Origin of the sequence: Oceanobacillus sp. FSL W7-1309, assembly GCF_038002145.1 — a bacterium.
Classification (GTDB): domain Bacteria; phylum Bacillota; class Bacilli; order Bacillales; family Amphibacillaceae; genus Oceanobacillus; species Oceanobacillus profundus.
Genome location: NZ_JBBOBX010000002.1, coordinates 394,013 through 411,620, shown reverse-complemented (window position 1 = coordinate 411,620; position 17,608 = coordinate 394,013). Strand labels below are relative to the sequence as shown.

Annotated in this window: 14 protein-coding genes; all 14 read right to left on the bottom strand. The window is 38.4% G+C overall.

All coding sequences use genetic code 11. The features are described from left to right. Positions 1 to 39 precede the first annotated feature (39 nt). The gene (locus tag NST46_RS14665) at positions 40 to 693 is read right to left on the bottom strand and encodes a thiamine diphosphokinase (protein WP_339316601.1); all 654 of its coding nucleotides are present in this window, start codon (positions 691 to 693) and stop codon (positions 40 to 42) included. A gap of 2 nt (positions 694 to 695) precedes the next feature. Further along, positions 696 to 1,352 (bottom strand): ribulose-phosphate 3-epimerase, encoded by a 657-nt coding sequence (gene rpe / locus NST46_RS14660; protein WP_118888944.1) that lies wholly within the window; start codon positions 1,350 to 1,352, stop codon positions 696 to 698. 2 nt (positions 1,353 to 1,354) lie between these two features. Continuing rightward, positions 1,355 to 2,236, bottom strand: a complete 882-nt coding sequence (gene rsgA / locus NST46_RS14655) for a ribosome small subunit-dependent GTPase A (RefSeq protein WP_118888945.1) — start codon at positions 2,234 to 2,236, stop codon at positions 1,355 to 1,357. A 4-nt stretch (positions 2,237 to 2,240) separates the two neighbouring features. Beyond that, entirely contained in the window at positions 2,241 to 4,403 is a 2,163-nt protein-coding gene (gene pknB, locus NST46_RS14650; protein WP_118888946.1) for a Stk1 family PASTA domain-containing Ser/Thr kinase, read from the bottom strand. Further along, the gene (locus tag NST46_RS14645) at positions 4,400 to 5,158 is read right to left on the bottom strand and encodes a Stp1/IreP family PP2C-type Ser/Thr phosphatase (protein WP_095308546.1); all 759 of its coding nucleotides are present in this window, start codon (positions 5,156 to 5,158) and stop codon (positions 4,400 to 4,402) included. The genes pknB and NST46_RS14645 overlap by 4 nt, the downstream gene beginning before the upstream one ends. A gap of 111 nt (positions 5,159 to 5,269) precedes the next feature. Continuing rightward, entirely contained in the window at positions 5,270 to 6,613 is a 1,344-nt protein-coding gene (rsmB, locus tag NST46_RS14640) for a 16S rRNA (cytosine(967)-C(5))-methyltransferase RsmB (protein ID WP_341137411.1), read from the bottom strand. A 1-nt stretch (position 6,614) separates the two neighbouring features. Then, positions 6,615 to 7,559 (bottom strand): methionyl-tRNA formyltransferase, encoded by a 945-nt coding sequence (gene fmt / locus NST46_RS14635; protein ID WP_095308544.1) that lies wholly within the window; start codon positions 7,557 to 7,559, stop codon positions 6,615 to 6,617. A gap of 32 nt (positions 7,560 to 7,591) precedes the next feature. Further along, positions 7,592 to 10,000, bottom strand: a complete 2,409-nt coding sequence (gene priA, locus NST46_RS14630) for a primosomal protein N' (protein ID WP_341137410.1) — start codon at positions 9,998 to 10,000, stop codon at positions 7,592 to 7,594. A 2-nt stretch (positions 10,001 to 10,002) separates the two neighbouring features. After that, entirely contained in the window at positions 10,003 to 11,205 is a 1,203-nt protein-coding gene (gene coaBC, locus NST46_RS14625; RefSeq protein ID WP_341137409.1) for a bifunctional phosphopantothenoylcysteine decarboxylase/phosphopantothenate--cysteine ligase CoaBC, read from the bottom strand. A 760-nt stretch (positions 11,206 to 11,965) separates the two neighbouring features. Further along, complete coding sequence (rpoZ, locus tag NST46_RS14620; protein WP_095308540.1) at positions 11,966 to 12,169, bottom strand: DNA-directed RNA polymerase subunit omega; 204 nt, start codon at positions 12,167 to 12,169, stop codon at positions 11,966 to 11,968. Beyond that, the gene (gene gmk, locus NST46_RS14615; protein ID WP_341137408.1) at positions 12,166 to 12,786 is read right to left on the bottom strand and encodes a guanylate kinase; all 621 of its coding nucleotides are present in this window, start codon (positions 12,784 to 12,786) and stop codon (positions 12,166 to 12,168) included. The genes rpoZ and gmk overlap by 4 nt, the downstream gene beginning before the upstream one ends. A 39-nt stretch (positions 12,787 to 12,825) precedes the next feature. Beyond that, complete coding sequence (gene remA / locus NST46_RS14610) at positions 12,826 to 13,086, bottom strand: extracellular matrix/biofilm regulator RemA (protein ID WP_095308538.1); 261 nt, start codon at positions 13,084 to 13,086, stop codon at positions 12,826 to 12,828. Between the two features lie 336 nt (positions 13,087 to 13,422). Then, positions 13,423 to 14,316 (bottom strand): YicC/YloC family endoribonuclease, encoded by an 894-nt coding sequence (locus NST46_RS14605; protein WP_341137407.1) that lies wholly within the window; start codon positions 14,314 to 14,316, stop codon positions 13,423 to 13,425. Between the two features lie 557 nt (positions 14,317 to 14,873). Next, a complete protein-coding gene (locus NST46_RS14600; protein ID WP_341137406.1) occupies positions 14,874 to 17,528 on the bottom strand; it encodes a cation-translocating P-type ATPase in 2,655 nt (884 codons plus the stop codon). Positions 17,529 to 17,608: the final 80 nt, after the last annotated feature.

Here is a 17,608-nt window from a genome sequence, read left to right as displayed (position 1 = left end):
AGTAGGGACCCCTCCTGTTTTACAATTCAAACATACCGTTCAAATCGTATCACCACTCTTTACTAGTAATACTATGCCTTTATCAAATGAAAAAGTACCTTTTTTTGAAAGAAGCTTGTTTGAGATGCAAAGTGTTGATCCCCATGAAATAGTTGTATTCGATAAAGGATAATAAAATCCAGATAAATAAATCCCTTCCACTTCTTTTGTAAAAGGGATTAAAGATATATAGGGGTATGCTTCATGGTTTTCTATTGTATGTATACCAGGAGACAGCATTTCTATTTGATTGGATTGATCCACAATAACAGCTTGAATACCCTTATTTAAAATAGTATATAGCAACTGAATATTAATTAATTCATGATCCAGCCTGCCACCGGTGACACCAAATAAATATATTTTACTGGGGTTCATTGCATATGCTCGATTTAATGCAATTTCCATGTCTGTTTCGTCTTTTTCGATTGGATGCCTTTCCATGTATGCAGCATTTTTGGAAATTACTTGTCTTTCATGTTTATCAATTGAATCAAAATCACCAACAGCATATTCTAACGGAATTTTTTGCTCAGCTATCAAATATGCACCACGATCAGCACCAATCCAGCTATCGATTTTGTCTTTAAACAAATGAAGATTGGGAACCAAACCGGATGGTCCGTTCCCTACTATTGCTACTACTTTCATCATAATTACCCTTTCGTTGCATTACGTATCGCTTGAATCGCTTCACGTCGATCAGCTTGTCCAAAAACAGCGCTGCCAGCTACTAAAACATCAGCACCTGCATCGGTACACAATTTTGCAGTTTCTGGGTTTACACCCCCATCAACTTCAATCTCAAAATCTAGATTTAATTCCTTACGCCACATGGATAATTTTTCAATTTTCTCTACTGCTTCGTGAATAAATGACTGTCCTCCAAAGCCTGGGTTTACTGTCATAATTAATATAAGTTCTACTTCATTTAAAATAGGTTTAAGCATTTCTACTGGTGTTGCTGGATTAATTACTACCCCAGGCTTTACATCATTTGCTCTAATTAGCTGAAGTGTACGGTGGAGATGTGTACATGCCTCTTGATGTACTGTTATGATGGCAGCACCAGCCTCAGCAAATACAGGAATGTACGGATCCGGGTTTTCAATCATTAAATGGACATCCAGCGGCAGGCTTGTAACTGGCTTGATTGCGTCGACAATTAACGGTCCAATTGTAATATTAGGCACGAAATGTCCATCCATTACATCAACATGGATATAATCCGCCCCGCCTTTTTCAACATCGATTATTTCTTCACCTAGTTTGGCAAAGTCTGCCGATAGAATAGATGGTGCAATTTTAGTCATAATTAATACCTCGGCTTTCGTGATTGTATTTCTTCTAGAAAACTTAAATAATGATCATAACGGAAGCGCGCAATATCGTTCGTTTCCACCGCTTCCTTAACAGCACATTTAGGCTCTTTATAATGCATGCAGCCTCGGAACTTACAATACTCTTGTATCTCCCTCATTTCAGGAAAACAATCTGATAATGATTCTGCTTCGATTTCATTAAAATCAAGCACACTGAAACCAGGTGTATCTGCTACAAGTCCACCATTTACCTGCATCAGTTCAACGTGTCTTGTCGTATGCTTTCCTCTACCAAGACTTTTAGATATCTCTGCGGTCTTTAGCAATAAAGATGGCTTTAATACATTTAAAAGCGTTGATTTTCCAACACCTGATTGTCCTGCAAAAACAGATACTTTATTCCTGAAGTAATGCTTCAATTCAGGAAGCAAATCTTGTTGCTTGGATGAAATTAATTCGACAGCATAACCAATTTTCTTATATATAGCTTGATATGCTTCAATGTCATGACGTGCTTCTGCAGAAACTAAATCAATCTTTGTGATAAAAATAACCGGCTCTATTTCCTTCGATTCTATTAACACTAGAAAACGATCCAATAACAGAGTGCTAAAATCCGGAGAAGCAGCAGAGCTAACAATTATCGCTTGATCGATATTTGCTATCGGTGGACGAACGAGTTCGTTCGTTCTTTCTTTAATCTCCATAATATATCCTTCGCCGGGATTGCTTTCCTCGAACTCTACAAAATCCCCAACAAGCGGGGTGATTTTCCGATTCCGAAAAACACCCCGACCTTTGCAGGAGTAAATCATATTATTTGATTTCACATAATAAAATCCACTTAAAGCTTTAACAATTCTTCCTTCTGCCATCGATTCACTCCTCTTCGCCATCATAGGAAACCGTTCTGTTTCGTATGACTTCGTCGTCTCTAGTAATTGTATATTCCGCTTCACTATCAGGGGCAATCGTTAATGTAAACTCAAACTCACGATCTTCTGTAATTACTTCTTCCCTGTACACATCTGATATTTCGTTGTTTGCATCTCCAATATAAATGCGAACAATCTGTTCTACGGGTTCTGAATCTTCTTCCTGATTTCCTTCGTTCCCTCGGTTCCCTTGGTTCCCTTGGTTTCCTTGGTTTCCTTCGTTTCCTTGGTTACCTTGATTACCTTCGTTTCCTTGGTCTTCCTCATCGTCCTCTGTTTCAGGATTGTACGGAACAGTAAGACTTATTGTGTGTGATCGTGGTGGCCTTGCTTCAGGTCCACTCGAAATATACACGTTAACCGTTGAACCTTCTTCCACTTCAGCTCCAGAGGCTGGATCTTGTCTAATGACTTCTCCTTCAGGAACCGTTTCAGAATTTTCTTTTATCACATTCATAACAAGATTTTCACCTTCTAAGTAAGACCTTGCCTCATCTTCCGTCATTCCTGCGAGGTTATTTAATCTAATCGCTTCTGGCCCAATGCTGACCTCAAAAATAACTCTTTCTTCACTTGGTACAACTTCACTTCCTGGTTCTGGCTGAATTTGTGTTATAATTTCGCCCTCTGGATTATCAGAATGCTTTTCAATGGTTATTATATTCGTAAAGCCTTCATCCTCCAGTAATCGATTCACCTGGCTAAAATCGCGTCCTACATAGTCTTCAAATGTCACACGTTCTTTTCCTTGGCTTACAAATAGTGTAACAGTACTACCTTCTTTCGCAGATCTTCCGGCCTTTGGATCCGTTTGTACGACTAGACCCTCTTCAATTTCATCTGAGTATGTCTCCTCTTCCTCAACAATAAATTTATCTGCTTCCAGTACTTCCCGTGCCTCTTCAACTTCCATCTCCGAAACATCCTTGACAATAATGTCCTTCGGCTGCATCAGATCGGGAATTATGAACATTGCTGCTATACCTGCTGCAAGAAGAAGTAACACAACGATTATGATAATCCATTTTTTCTTGCCACGTTTTTTCTTAGGCGGCTTCGTTTTGGCTGGTTTTTTGTCCTTTATTTTCTTCGTTTTCTTAGCCTTTTTGCCTGCATTCTTTTCTGCTGGATGATCTTCAGGATAATTTTTTGTGCCATCATCGAATTGATGAACTAATGTAGCCTGATCCATATCCTCTTCTATTTGCTGATCTGTAATAATCGGAATTGCCTTTGTTTCTTCTCCAACCTCGACTGGTGGAGCGTATAAAGGCTCATTCAGCTTATCGGGATGTAATGCATTTTCAATTGCTTCCTCTAGCTCATAAATATTTTCATACCGATGAAATGGATCTTTTGCAGTCGCCTTCAAAACAATATTTTCTACACTTTGTGGAATATCTTGGTTAAACCTTCTTACAGATGGTGTATTCGTCTGTAAATGTTTTAATGCAATTGATACAGGAGATTGTCCTGAAAATGGAAGTTTACCTGTTAATAGCTCATAGAGAACAATTCCAATTGAATAGATATCTGACTTTTTTGTTGCCATACCGCCTCTGGCTTGTTCTGGAGATAAATAATGAACCGATCCGAGTATTGAATTTGTTTGCGTTAAAGATGTTGCACTTAACGCAATAGCAATACCAAAATCAGTTACTTTCACCTGGCCAAAGCTGTTAATTAAAATATTTTGCGGTTTAATATCGCGATGTACAATATCGTTTGCATGAGCATGCGCAATTGCAGATATTAGTTGCTTCATAATATCCAATGCAACACGCACATCAATTGGACCATTATTTTGTATGTATTCCTTTAGTGTCATTCCGTCCACATATTCCATAACCATATAGAGGACTTGATCCTCTTCACCTACATCGAAAATATTAACGATATTCGGATGGGAGAGACTTGTAGCTGACTGCGCTTCCCGGTCAAAGCGTGCAATAAATTCTTCATCATGGATATACTCCATACGCAACGCTTTTACTGCAACATCACGGTTTAAAATCGTATCCCGTGCAAGGAATACATTCGCCATTCCACCTCCGCCAATTTTTTCAATTATCTTATAGCGCTCATTTAAAAGGTGACCACTTCTCATTCATCTTCACCCGCTTCCAACGAAGATCCATGTTGTAAGAGAATAAGTGTAATATTATCTTCTCCGCCTCGTTCATTGGCTAATCTGATCATCTCCAAGCCTGTTTCTTTCAAGTCTCCCGTTGCTGTTAAATAAGCAGCCATTTCCTGTTCACTCAGCTTATCGGACAAACCATCAGAACAGAGGAGTAGCTTATCTCCTGCCTCCCATTCTACGGTTAATATATCTTCTGAAACAGTTTCTTCCGTACCCACAGCCTTCAATATTATATTTTTCCTTGGATGCCATTCTGCATCTTGTTCTGAGATTTGTCCCGAACGTAATAGCTCATTTACTAATGAGTGGTCTTCTGTCACTTGTTTAAAACCATTCTCATTTAAAAGGTAGCCACGGCTATCACCTACATGTGCGATGGTTAAAAATTCGTCTGTACAAATGGCCGCAACAATGGTCGTGCCCATTCCCTCACATTCCTTGTTTTGCAACGAATGTTCATATATAGATTGATTCACATCTGAAATGGTATCCGATAGCCATACTTCGGCTTTATCTGGAGCATTTACGCGATCTGTTGTTTGCCATTTTTGTTTCATTAATTTTGTAGCAAGCTGACTCGCTACATCTCCTGCCTGATGACCACCCATTCCATCAGCGATAATCGCAATTAGCTGATCATCTGTATTATAAAATAGACCACCTGAATCTTCATTATGAGCCCGAATCTTACCACGATCTGTTAGAAAATAACCTTCCATCTTATTCCCCCCTTGCTTTCAAGTAATATATACGTAAATTACGTGTTATTTTCAGGTTAAAAACGTCATTTAAAGTATTGCACAATTTTCCCAATAAAAGAACCAAATTTATTAATTTTTTTTCAAGCGTGTTAAGAAGAATCCATCCGTCCCATCATGAGGAAATAACTGTAGACCAATATCAGTTATTCCTTGTGCATACTTTAATGTAGCTGGTAATGTTTCAAAAAACGTTTCATCGATTTGAAAGTCATGCTGATTAGCTAGGAAATTTTGCACTACTTTTTCATTTTCTAACACATCGACTGTACATGTGCTATAAATCAACAATCCGTCTTTTTTAAGCAATGGTGCTACATGTTCAAGTATTTCCGATTGAATTACCGCTAACCTTTTGATATCTTCTTCGTTTTTATGATATTTGATTTCTGGCTTTCCACGGATTACTCCTAATCCAGAGCAAGGAGCATCAATCAAAATTCGATCAAAGGTAGCTTCCTCATAGAGTTCATCAAGCTTTCTAGCATCGCCAGGTTTAGCATCAATAATCGTCAAATCCAGTTGATGCGCTTTATCATCAATAAGCTTAACTTTCTTTTTGTGCAGGTCAAATGCATGAATATCCCCTTCATCCCGCATTTTTTCAGCGATGTGCGTTACTTTACCGCCTGGTGCGCTACATGCGTCCAGTACTTTCATGCCTGGTTCTACTTCTAACATTTCTGCAACAAGCATCGAGCTTTGGTCTTGAATTGTTACATAGCCTTGTCGAAACAATTCCGTATGCAGAATGTTCCCTTTTTCCACAATAATACCTTGTTCTGAAAAAAGAGATGCTTTTGTTTCAAAGCCAAGATCTTCTAAACTGCGCATCGCTTTCTCTCTCGTAATCTTCATCGGTTGAATTCGAATGGCAATCGGCTTTTTCGTCAGATTGGCTTCACACATCGCTTTAACCGTTTCATAGTCATACATTGTCATCCATCGTTCCACAAGCCATTCGGGATGGCTTGTCCCGATAGAGAGCCTTTTTGCATCATCTTTGATCCCTTTTATATCTGGTACACCGTTACGCTGTATATTACGTAATACACCATTAACAAAAGAAGCAATTCCTTTATGACCACGCTGTTTTGCAATTTCCACTGCTTCATGAATTATTGCATAATCAGGAACTTTATCTAGGTAAACCATTTGATACACAGACATTCGTAATAGCATACGAACCCAGGCATCCATTTTCTTATTTTTCTTCACAAAACTGTCTAAATAATAGTCTAAAGTCATTTTCCGCTGAATTGTACCATAAACAATTTCTGTTAATAGCCCTTCATCTTTTGGAGCAATTCGCTTGGATTTCATCTCATTGTCGATTAGTAAATGGCTGAATCCACTATCTTTCTCAATGCGAAGTAATAAATCCAGAATTGTGTTTCGCAGCTGATATACTGTCATATTATTCACCTAATACCGTTCCAATTTTAATACGATCTTCTGAAGCTTGCAGGTAATCTTTTACAAACATTCGCTTCTTGCCTGCGGGCTGAATTTCTGTTACATTTATCCCTTTTTGGTTCCCACAAACAACGACAAATCCTTCTGTACCTATTTTTTCAACAATTTCACCCGGAGTTCTTCCGTCGTATAGTGTCTCAACGGGATTTCCCCACCAGATTTTCATCACATTTCCTTCATATGTCGTAAATGCAACTGGCCATGGATGCATGCCGCGGATTTGATTGTAAATAGCGATGTTATCTTGGTTCCAATCAATTTTTTCCTGTTCTCTTTTAATGTTTGATGCAAACGTAGCTTTTGAGTTGTCTTGTTTTTTTGGTTGCAATTCATTTAAGAAGAGCTTTGGCAAGGTCTCCATTAAAAGCGATGCGCCTGTTTGCGATAATTTATCATGCATTGACCCAACATGATCATCTCGTTCAATCGGAACTGCTCGTTGCGTGAGAATATCTCCAGCGTCTAATTTTTCAACCATGTACATAATGGTAATTCCTGTTTCTTTCTTTCCTTCCATGATTGCATAATGGATTGGAGCTCCACCACGCAATTCTGGTAATAATGATGCATGTACATTAATACAGCCATATGGTGGATTTTCAAGCAATTCGTTTGGCAGCAACTGGCCATATGCAGCAGTTACGATCAAATCTGGATTGTAGGATAGAATTTCTTCGTATTCATCCTTAAGTTTTTCTGGCTGAAATACTGGAATATTTGCTTTCTCTGCTTCTACTTTAACTGGAGGAGGCGTAATAACACGCTTTCTCCCTTTAGGACGATCTGGTTGTGTAACAGCTAGCACAACTTCATATTCAGAATTAATTAGTGTTTGTAAAACCGGAACAGAGAAATCCGGTGTACCCATAAAAACAATTCGTTTCATTTTATAGCCTTCTTTCTATTCAATAGCTTGTCTTACATCATATGGTAAGGTTGCATATCGACGGTAATTAGCAAATCGTTTTTCCGTATGTCGTCTGCAAAAATAGCTTTTAATTTATTTAAATAGGTTCGTAAGTTTGGTTCGTTTCTATATTTTATCATGCATTGATAGCGATATCTATCTTTGATCCGCGGAATAGGAGACGGTGTCGGCCCTAATAATACCGTTCCATCTCCGACATGCTGCGAAAGCATTTGGACAATTTGTTGTGTTGTCTGGACAGCTTTCACTTGATTCTCATGAGAAACCGTTACAAGTGCTAAAAAATAATAGGGTGGATATTGAAAAGCTTTACGCATAGCCATTTCCCGTTTATAAAAGGTTTGGAAGTCATACTGACTTGCCAGCTCAATACTATAGTGCTCTGGTGTATATGTTTGAACGATTACCGTTCCAGGAAGTTCATGCCTTCCAGCACGACCGCTTACTTGCGTTAACAGTTGAAATGTTTTCTCTGATGAACGGAAGTCTGGAAGGTGCAGCATTGAATCTGCTGTCAGAACACCAACTAGTGTAACATTCTCAAAGTCTAGCCCCTTCGCAATCATCTGTGTTCCTAATAATATATCTGCTTGCTTTTCCCCGAATTGCTTTAACAGCTTTTCATGTGCGCCTTTTCTTCTAGTAGTATCAACATCCATACGAATCACTCTTGCTTCAGGTAGAAGCTTTGTTAATGATTCCTCCACACGTTGTGTCCCTGTACCAAAATAGCGAATTAAATCACTTTCACATTCTGGGCAGACAACAGGTACCCTTTCTTCATAAGAACAATAGTGACATTTCATTTGATTACTGTTTTTATGATACGTTAAAGCTATATCACAATGTGGACATTCTTTTACATGTCCACAGTCTCGACACATGATAAAAGTTGAATAGCCTCTTCGGTTAAGCAACAATACGATTTGTTCCCTATTTTCAAGGCATTGTTCCATCTTTTCCATTAAGTCTCTGGAAAACATTGTACGATTTCCAGCATGTAACTCCTGCCGCATATCAACTATCTTCACTTCCGGCATGTCCATCTGATTCGTCCGCTCACTTAAAGTTGCTAGCTGGTAAATGCCTTTACTGGCTCTTGCATAAGATTCTAAAGCTGGAGTGGCACTTCCCAAAATAACTGGGCAGCTATTGGTTTTCCCGCGATGAATAGCAACATCACGCGCATGATAGCGTGGCTGATCCTCTTGTTTATAGGTCGTTTCATGTTCCTCATCAATAATAATAATTCCTAAATTCTCGAATGGAGCAAAAACGGCTGAACGAGCCCCGACAACGACTTTCACTTCTTTTCGCTGAACTTTGCGCCATTCATCATATTTTTCTCCTGCTGAAAGCGCACTATGCATTACAGCAACCATGGAGCCAAACCTGCCTTTAAACCGGTTGACCATTTGCGGTGTTAATGAAATTTCCGGCACAAGTACAATTGCTTCTTTCCCTTTATTCAAGACTTCTTGAATCGCTTGTAAATAAATTTCTGTTTTACCACTGCCTGTAACCCCATGAATCAGGAAAACATCATGCTTGTCCGCTTGAACTGCATCATTAATCGGTGCAATTGCCTCCTCTTGTTGTTTGGTTAAAGTCAGTGGTGTTGTTCTCTCGAATTCACGATTTTGATAGGGGTCACGCATTACTTCCTGTTGGTAGGTTTCCAGCAAACCTTTATCAACGAGCGTCTTAACTGTACTTTTGGTGGTCCCTACTTTCTTTAATAATTCCTGCTGTTCAATCGGCTTTTCATATTCCATAAAAAACGAAAGGAGGAGTTTTTGCTTTTTCGCATTTTTGTTTAAATCGTGTAATGCTTCCTCTAACAAGTACATATCTTTTGTAGGTTTAACCATTGTTACATGCTTTTTGGTAATACGAGATTTCACAAGATAATCAACGGAAATATCTCCTGCTTCAATTAACTTTTGAAGCTGGTAGTAACGAATAGAGGCTGCTTCAAACTCCGCAAATGGAATGTAGTCTCGACCAGCAAATAATAGTTCAAACGCTTCAGGAAGCTGCTCCTCTGTCATACGCACAAGTTCCTTCTCATAGGTCGACTTTAATACTTGCGGAAGCATTGCTTGTAATGCAGTAATCGATAAGCTAAGCGTCTCATTAGCCACCCATTTTCCGAGTTCAAGCAATTCTTCTGTCAACACTGGTGTGAAATCTAAAACATTTATGATTTCTTTTAGTTTGGTAAAAGAAGATTCACTTACTCTATCTACAACAAACCCCATGATTTTACGGGGGCCAAAGGGGACAATTACACGCATCCCTACTGTAAGCATTTCTTGAAATTTTTCAGGTATTACATAGTCAAACGTTTGGTTCGTTGAACTTGACGGTACATCAACAATAACTCTAGCTATATTCAAATTCATTCATCCTTCATATCACGGTCAATAAATTCTAAGATTCTTGCTGCTACTTCCCTTTTTGAAGCTATAGAAACCTCATCTTGATGCATCGCTTTATTTAAATAGGTCACCATATTGGTATCCCCTTCAAAACCCGCACCTTCTGCTGATACATCATTCACAACGATGGCATCTAAATGCTTCTGCAATAACTTTTTCTCTCCGTATTCGAGTGGGTTATTTGTTTCAGCAGCAAACCCTACCAAGAATTGATTTGTTTTCATTTCACCAAGTGATTTTAGAATATCTTTCGTACGCTCCATTTCAATTTGCCAATTACCATCTTGTTTTTTAACTTTTTGTTCATGTACAAGTTTTGGTCTGTAATCTGCTACAGCAGCAGCTTTTATCACAATATCTTGGTCTGCAAAATGTGCGTGCATTGCTTTATACATATCTTCAGCAGTCAATACGCTAACCCGTTTAACCTTTGGGTGTGAAATACGCTCCGAAACAGGACCAGAAACAAGTGTCACTTCAGCACCTAGTTCTGCAGCAACTTCTGCAAGTGCATAACCCATTTTTCCTGAGGATCGATTTGTAAAAAAGCGTACAGGGTCAACCTTTTCACGTGTTGGACCAGCCGATATTAGCACCTTTTTTCCGGCAAGCATTTGCTCTTTAAGCTGATGACTTTCAACTGCTTCAATTATACTTTCAGGTTCTTCTAATCGACCTTTTCCAACATACCCGCAGGCTAAGTAACCTGCTCCGGGTTCGATAAAGTGGTAGCCCCAATCCTCAAGTTGTTTCATATTTTGTATAACTGCAGGATGGGCATACATATGAACATTCATTGCAGGTGCAATGTAAACATCCGCTTCCGTAGCCAATAGTGTTGTTGATAACATATCGTCAGCAATGCCATTTGCAAGTTTACCAATTATATTTGCGGTCGCGGGTGCAATAATTGCAATATCTGCCCAATCTGCAACGTCAATATGAGCAATTTTTTTTGGATTTTTTTCATCGAATGTATCAATATATACAGGGTTTCTTGATAAAGCTTGAAACGTTAATGGTGAAACAAATTTAGCTGCACTTTCTGTCATCATTACTTTCACATTTGCGCCTTTTTGAGTTAATTTACTGGCAAGCGCACATGCTTTATACACGGCAATTCCACCAGAAACTCCGAGTAGAATATTTTTTTGATTAACCATTTATTTTACCCCTTTCAAACCTAATATCTAGTTGGAAACATCCCTAAAACATACTATCCTTGTACTTAAGCAAGTTTAGTAAAAAATTGGACTACGAGTACTTTTCCTATCAAAATAAAGTTGTTGTTTTTACATAACAGGATTAAACCGCGAACAAATGTGCGATGGGGTATAGAGCTTTTGCACTGCTTTGGAAATACACTTCGCTCGTACTGGCTTATTGGCTATTACAACAACGTTATCAAAAACAAAAGCGTCGCTCTAACCAGTCCGGATGAGCGTAGGCCGGTGACTCCTCTAAAATAAAAACCAATTTTCTTCGTGCGATGTAAAAGCTGACGGAGCATTCCTTGTCCTGCGGGAATAACACGTGTCTGAAGACTCACCGGAAGTGGTTTTCTTCCGGAAAGACTGAAGCCGTGCGCTAAGGTGCGCATCCGTCTGAAGCGATTCCGGACGACGACAGTTGCTCCTACCAAAGCAGTTAGTTCGCAATTGCCTTCAAATGCGATGATATGTAGTTACACTATTAAATATTATAAGCACTACCTTAGGCTCAGTTGGTTTTCTGTCAATTAAAGAACAGTATATCTTCTGTTTTTTTCATTCGTTCAAGACGCATTTTTTATTATCACACTACAACTATTGCATTAATTTAGTTATAACATATCGCAATACATATATCTTGTATAAAGCTACTTTATAAATGACGCAATGACAAGAATACCCTCCGTGAGAAAAGAACGGAGGGTAAACTTCATTATTTATTATCTTTTGCAATATATAATTTTTCAGCTTCTATTTCTTCCAACGCCATTCCAACATACTTATGAGATTTTGGTTTTTCAATCATCATATCCTTTGTATCACTTAATTCTCTTGCTCGTCTTGCTGACAACGTAACAAGTGTATATTTTGATTTTATTTTCTCTTGCAATGCATCAATTGATGGTTCTAACATCATTTTAATTCATCCTCCAATATTTTTTTATACTGTTTAGCAACTCGTTCTCGTTTTAAATGCTCACTTTTAATAATTGCTTTTACCTTGTCTACCGCATGCTCAACACGATCATTTACAACAACATAATCATAAGCATCCATCATTTCAATTTCCTTTCGAGCTTCCTTCAATCGATTAACCACTAATTCCTGTGACTCAGTACCACGATTCACAATACGATTTTTAAGTTCTTCTAGGCTCGGCGGGAAAAGAAAAATAAATACGCCCTCAGGAAAGTTCTCTTTTACCTGTAAGGCACCTTGCACTTCAATTTCCAAAAAGACATCTTGCCCTTTGGCTAACGTTTCTTCAACATATTTACGTGGAGTACCATAATAATTACTTACATATTTCGCATATTCTAATAGCTGATTTTGCTCTATTAGCGTCTCGAATTCTTCAATGGATTTGTAAAAATAATCGATTCCATCGAGTTCACCCGGGCGCATATCTCTTGTTGTCATCGAAATGGAATATTGCAGTTCCGATGCTTCCTCAAATAGTTTTTTTCTTACTGTTCCTTTACCAACACCTGAAGGACCAGAAAGAATAAATAAAATCCCTTTCTCTTCAATCAACATAGTACCTCCTAAAGCTCTAAAGAATAGATGGATAATCTATTCATCTGAAATTTCATCATTGCTAATTACCCGTTGTCCAACCGTCTCCGGCTGAACAGCAGATAGAACGACGTGGTCACTATCTGTTATGATCACAGCGCGAGTTCGTCTTCCATATGTAGCATCTACTAATTTATTATTTTCTCTAGCCACTGTAATAATCCGTTTTATCGGTGCAGATTCTGGTGACACAATCGAAATAATACGATTTGCCGACACCACATTTCCAAAACCGATATTAATTAAACTCAAGCTCAACTGACTTCCCCCTTGCAAAAGTTCTTAGAAAACTTGGCATGCACCAGTAAATGCCTTCATTGCACTTATGCAAATAAGAAAGGTTTAGACTAACTTATCTGCCAACAAATTTCGCTTTGTTTTTTATATATTTTATTCACATACCGTAAAAAATCTATATACAATCTTATTATCAAGGCAAGATTATCTATATTATACTTTATCCTAGTGGAAATTTACACTAAAAAATAAAACAGTAAAGGTTTATTGCATATCTTTCAAGGAATTTGATATGAATTGAAGCATTATTTTATATTAACTATATTTGCTCACAATGGTTTTCAGACAAAGCCTTTATTATTCTATATTTTGCACTTGTTCCTTCATTTTTTCGATCATACTTTTGAGCGAAACTGTCCATTCACTGATTGAAACATCAGTTGATTTTGAACCAATTGTGTTTGCTTCTCGGTGCATCTCTTGAATAATAAAGTCAAGTTTTCTACCTGCGGCTTCCTTGCTATTCATCGTTCTCTCAAAATGCTCGATATGACCTAATAGTCTTGTTATTTCTTCTGTAATATCCCCTTTTTCTGCCAGCAAGACAATTTCTTGATAGAATTTCCCATCTTTAGAAATTTCATCATCTACATAAACATGAATACGTTCCATAATTCTTTCTTGATATTCCTTACGTACGATATCTCTTTTCGTACGCAATTGTAACACCGTTTCAGTGATTGAACGGAGCCTTTCTGTCAAATCATTTGTTAAATAGACTCCTTCTTCCTGTCGCATAACCGAAACTTGCTTACATGCATCCAATGTTCCTTCCAGAATAAGCTGATGTACTTTTTCCAAAGAACCACCAGTATCCTTAATATGAAAAAAGTCTTGCATTGATGATAAAACTGTTAGTGGAATCTCACCATTCAAGTGGTATTTTTGCTTTGCTCTGTCGAGATGAGTCACATACTGATCTATTAATTCCCAATCTGCTTGTAGCGTTCGGTTGGAAAACCCATCTCCTTCAATGCTGATATAAACCTCAATTCGCCCTCGAGTAAACTGAGATTGAACGGTTTTTTTTAGTTTATCTTCTAAAAATAAAAAAGTCCGTGGTAGTTTGATTGCTATATCAAGAAACCGATGGTTCACACTGCGAATTTCAATTGTAACCATCGTATTTTCGATATGTAATACTTTTCTTCCATAACCCGTCATGCTTAACGGCATGTCAATCACATCCATCCTTTATTATACGTTAATCTCAAGAATTATAAACCTATTATACCATTCAAATCGGTAAGCTTCCTTTATTTTACATTATATAATAGATATAAACTTCGAATTAACACATAATGTTTGTGCGTATATCCGCTCCGGAAATATACTTCGCTTTCCGCGGGGGCTGGTGAGCCTCCTTGTGCTACCGCACTACGGAGTCTCACCGATGCCCTTCCTCCCGCAGGAGTCTACGTATATTTCCTACGCTAGTATTGGCTCACTGCTTATTATTAATAGAATACACTGAACAAGGTCATGCTCTAAACAGTCCGGGTGAGCGTAGGGCGGTGACTCCTGTGGGAACAGCACGTGTCTGAAGACTCGCAGGAAGTGGTTTTCTTCCGGAGAGGCTGAAACCGTGCCCACGGAAAGCATCCGCCCGGAGCGATCCCTGACGGCGATTGTTCCACAGATTAAGCAAATAATCACTAGTTCGGAGTTTCTTTCAAGTACGATGCAAGAACTGCAATAAAAAACCCGAGAATGTAAGTTAGACACATTTTCGGGCAGTATAATGATGTTTATTTTTTTGTGAAGCCGAATAAAACGGTTGGGATTGCACTTAATCCGATAATTAGCAACCAATCTCTCAATGATAGACTGACAGTATGGAAAATCGGCTGTAAAGGCGGCCAGTATATGACTACTAATAATAAAAGCAAGGATGAAATTACTGCAAAAACAAGATAAATGTTCTCAAAAGGATTTCGAGCAAATACAGAATGTTCACTCCGGCAATCAAACACATGAATTAGCTGTGCCAGAACAAGAGTTGAGAAAGCAGTTGTTTGAGCAAACATTAAATTGTCCGGATTATTTTGATACGTAATCATAAATCCAATCAACGTAACAATCCCGATTAAAATCCCTCTGCTAATAATTTTATAGCCTAGACCTCTTGAAAAAATACCTTCCCTAGGATTCCTTGGTGAACGTTTCATCACATCTTCTTCCGCTTGGTCTAGCCCAAGGGCCATTGCCGGAAGACCATCTGTTACTAAGTTCACCCATAGAATCTGTACCGGAATAAGTGGTAAAGGCATTCCTAGTAACATCGCAAATAGCATAACAAGTATTTCACCTACGTTAGAAGCAAGTAAATATCGAATAAATTTCCGAATGTTTTCATAGATATTTCTTCCTTCTTGAATAGCGGACTTGATTGTAGCAAAATTATCATCCATTAAGATCAAGGAAGACGCTTCCTTTGTTACATCTGTACCAGTAACACCCATACTAATCCCGATATCACTTGCTTTAATTGCTGGTGCATCATTAACGCCATCTCCAGTCATTGCAACAATATGTCCTTTTTCTTGAAAAGCTTTTACAATCTTTAACTTATGCTCTGGTGTAACCCGAGCAAAGACATACGTATCCTCGATTACATTGCTAAGCTCATCTGTTGACATTCGATTAAGCTGATGCCCTTCAAGGACAAGTCCATCTGTCGGAAGCAGCTGTAGGTTTTCAGCAATTGCTCTAGCTGTATTGACATGATCACCTGTAATCATAACTGTTTTAATTCCAGCTTCCTTACACTCTCTAATTGCAGACTTTACTTCTTTTCTTGGAGGGTCCATCAGACCATATAAACCAATAAGCGTCAATTCATCTTCCAATAGAGCTGAATCTAGTGACACATTATTTGAAATGTTTCTCATACCAATGGCAATTGTTCGTAAGGCCTTATTTGCCATCTCATTTATTGCACCTTCAATAAGTGCTTTGTTTTCCTTATTTAATAGCTTTCGACTATCTTTATCCATATAGAAGGCTGATCTAGGTAAGAGTACATCCGGTGCACCTTTCGTTATTAAAAAGCGCATTTGATTTTCGTCTTCTAGGACTACACTCATTCGTTTTCGGTCTGAATCAAATGGAAACTCTTTAATGATCCGAAATTTTTTACCAAGCTCATCTGTCAGTCCGAATTTTTTTGCCGCAACAAGAAGTGCACCGTCCGTTGGATCTCCATCAATATAATTTTTCCCTTTTTTCACTACTATCGAAGCGTTATTGCAAAGCATTCCATATGAAAGCATCGTTTCTAAATTTGGCAATGAAGGCTCTACTTTCTCACGATGCAGGAAAAAGTCACCTTGAGTCTGATAGCCATCTCCCGAAACATAAAGGTATTCCCCATTCAGGAAAATTTCTTTAACAGTCATTTGGTTTTCAGTCATTGTTCCCGTCTTATCTGAGCAAATCACCGATGCACAGCCAAGCGTCTCTACAGCTGATAATTTTCTTACAAGTGCTTTTTTACGAATCATACGTTGCACACCTAGTGACAAGGCTACTGTCACAATTGCCGGCAAACCTTCTGGTATCGCAGCAACCGCTAACGAAACCCCTGCCAGAAACATCTCATACATTGGATGTCCTTGTATCACTCCGAGGCCTACAACAAGTACAGTAAGGAGTATAGCGACAACGATTAATATCTTTCCGAGCTCTGCTAGTTTCATTTCTAGTGGTGTAATCATTTTTTTCGTATTCGCCATCAAAGATGCAATTTGCCCCATCACCGTGTTCATACCAGTTCCAACAACGATACCTACACCTGAGCCTCTTGTAATGAGTGTTCCCATAAAGCCCATATTGACTTGATCCTGTACATCCAGATCATCTTTAATGATTGCTGTTGCATGTTTCGCAACGGGAAGAGACTCACCAGTTAGTGCGGATTCCTCTGTTTCCATCCCATTTGATCGAATAATACGAATATCAGCAGGAATACGGTCTCCACTATTTACCTTAACAATATCCCCTACAACTACTTCTCTTGAGGATATTTTCTCCCAGCTCTCATTACGCAGCACATTTGCCATTGGAGCTGATAATTCTTTTAGCTTTTCCAGGGAATTTTCTGCCTTTTGTTCCTGAAAAAAACCGATAAAACCATTGACTAATACGATAACCATAATCGCAATAGCATCAACAAATTCTCCAAGCAATCCAGCTATTAGCGTAGCAGCGAGCAAAACAAGGACCATAAAATCCTGAAATTGCTTAAGGAAGATCAACCATTTGGATGTATTTTTCTTTGCTTCCAGAATATTTTCACCATATTGTTTTCTCCGCTCATTAGCCTGCTTTCCTGATAACCCTCTGTCTGCTGATACATGAAGCTTCTCCTCTACCTTTTCTGCATCTAACTGATACCAATTCATCTGCATTCCTCCGGCATTTAAATAGTACAAGCTAATTCCATATCTATGCATACTCATCCAAAAAAATGCTATAATTGCTT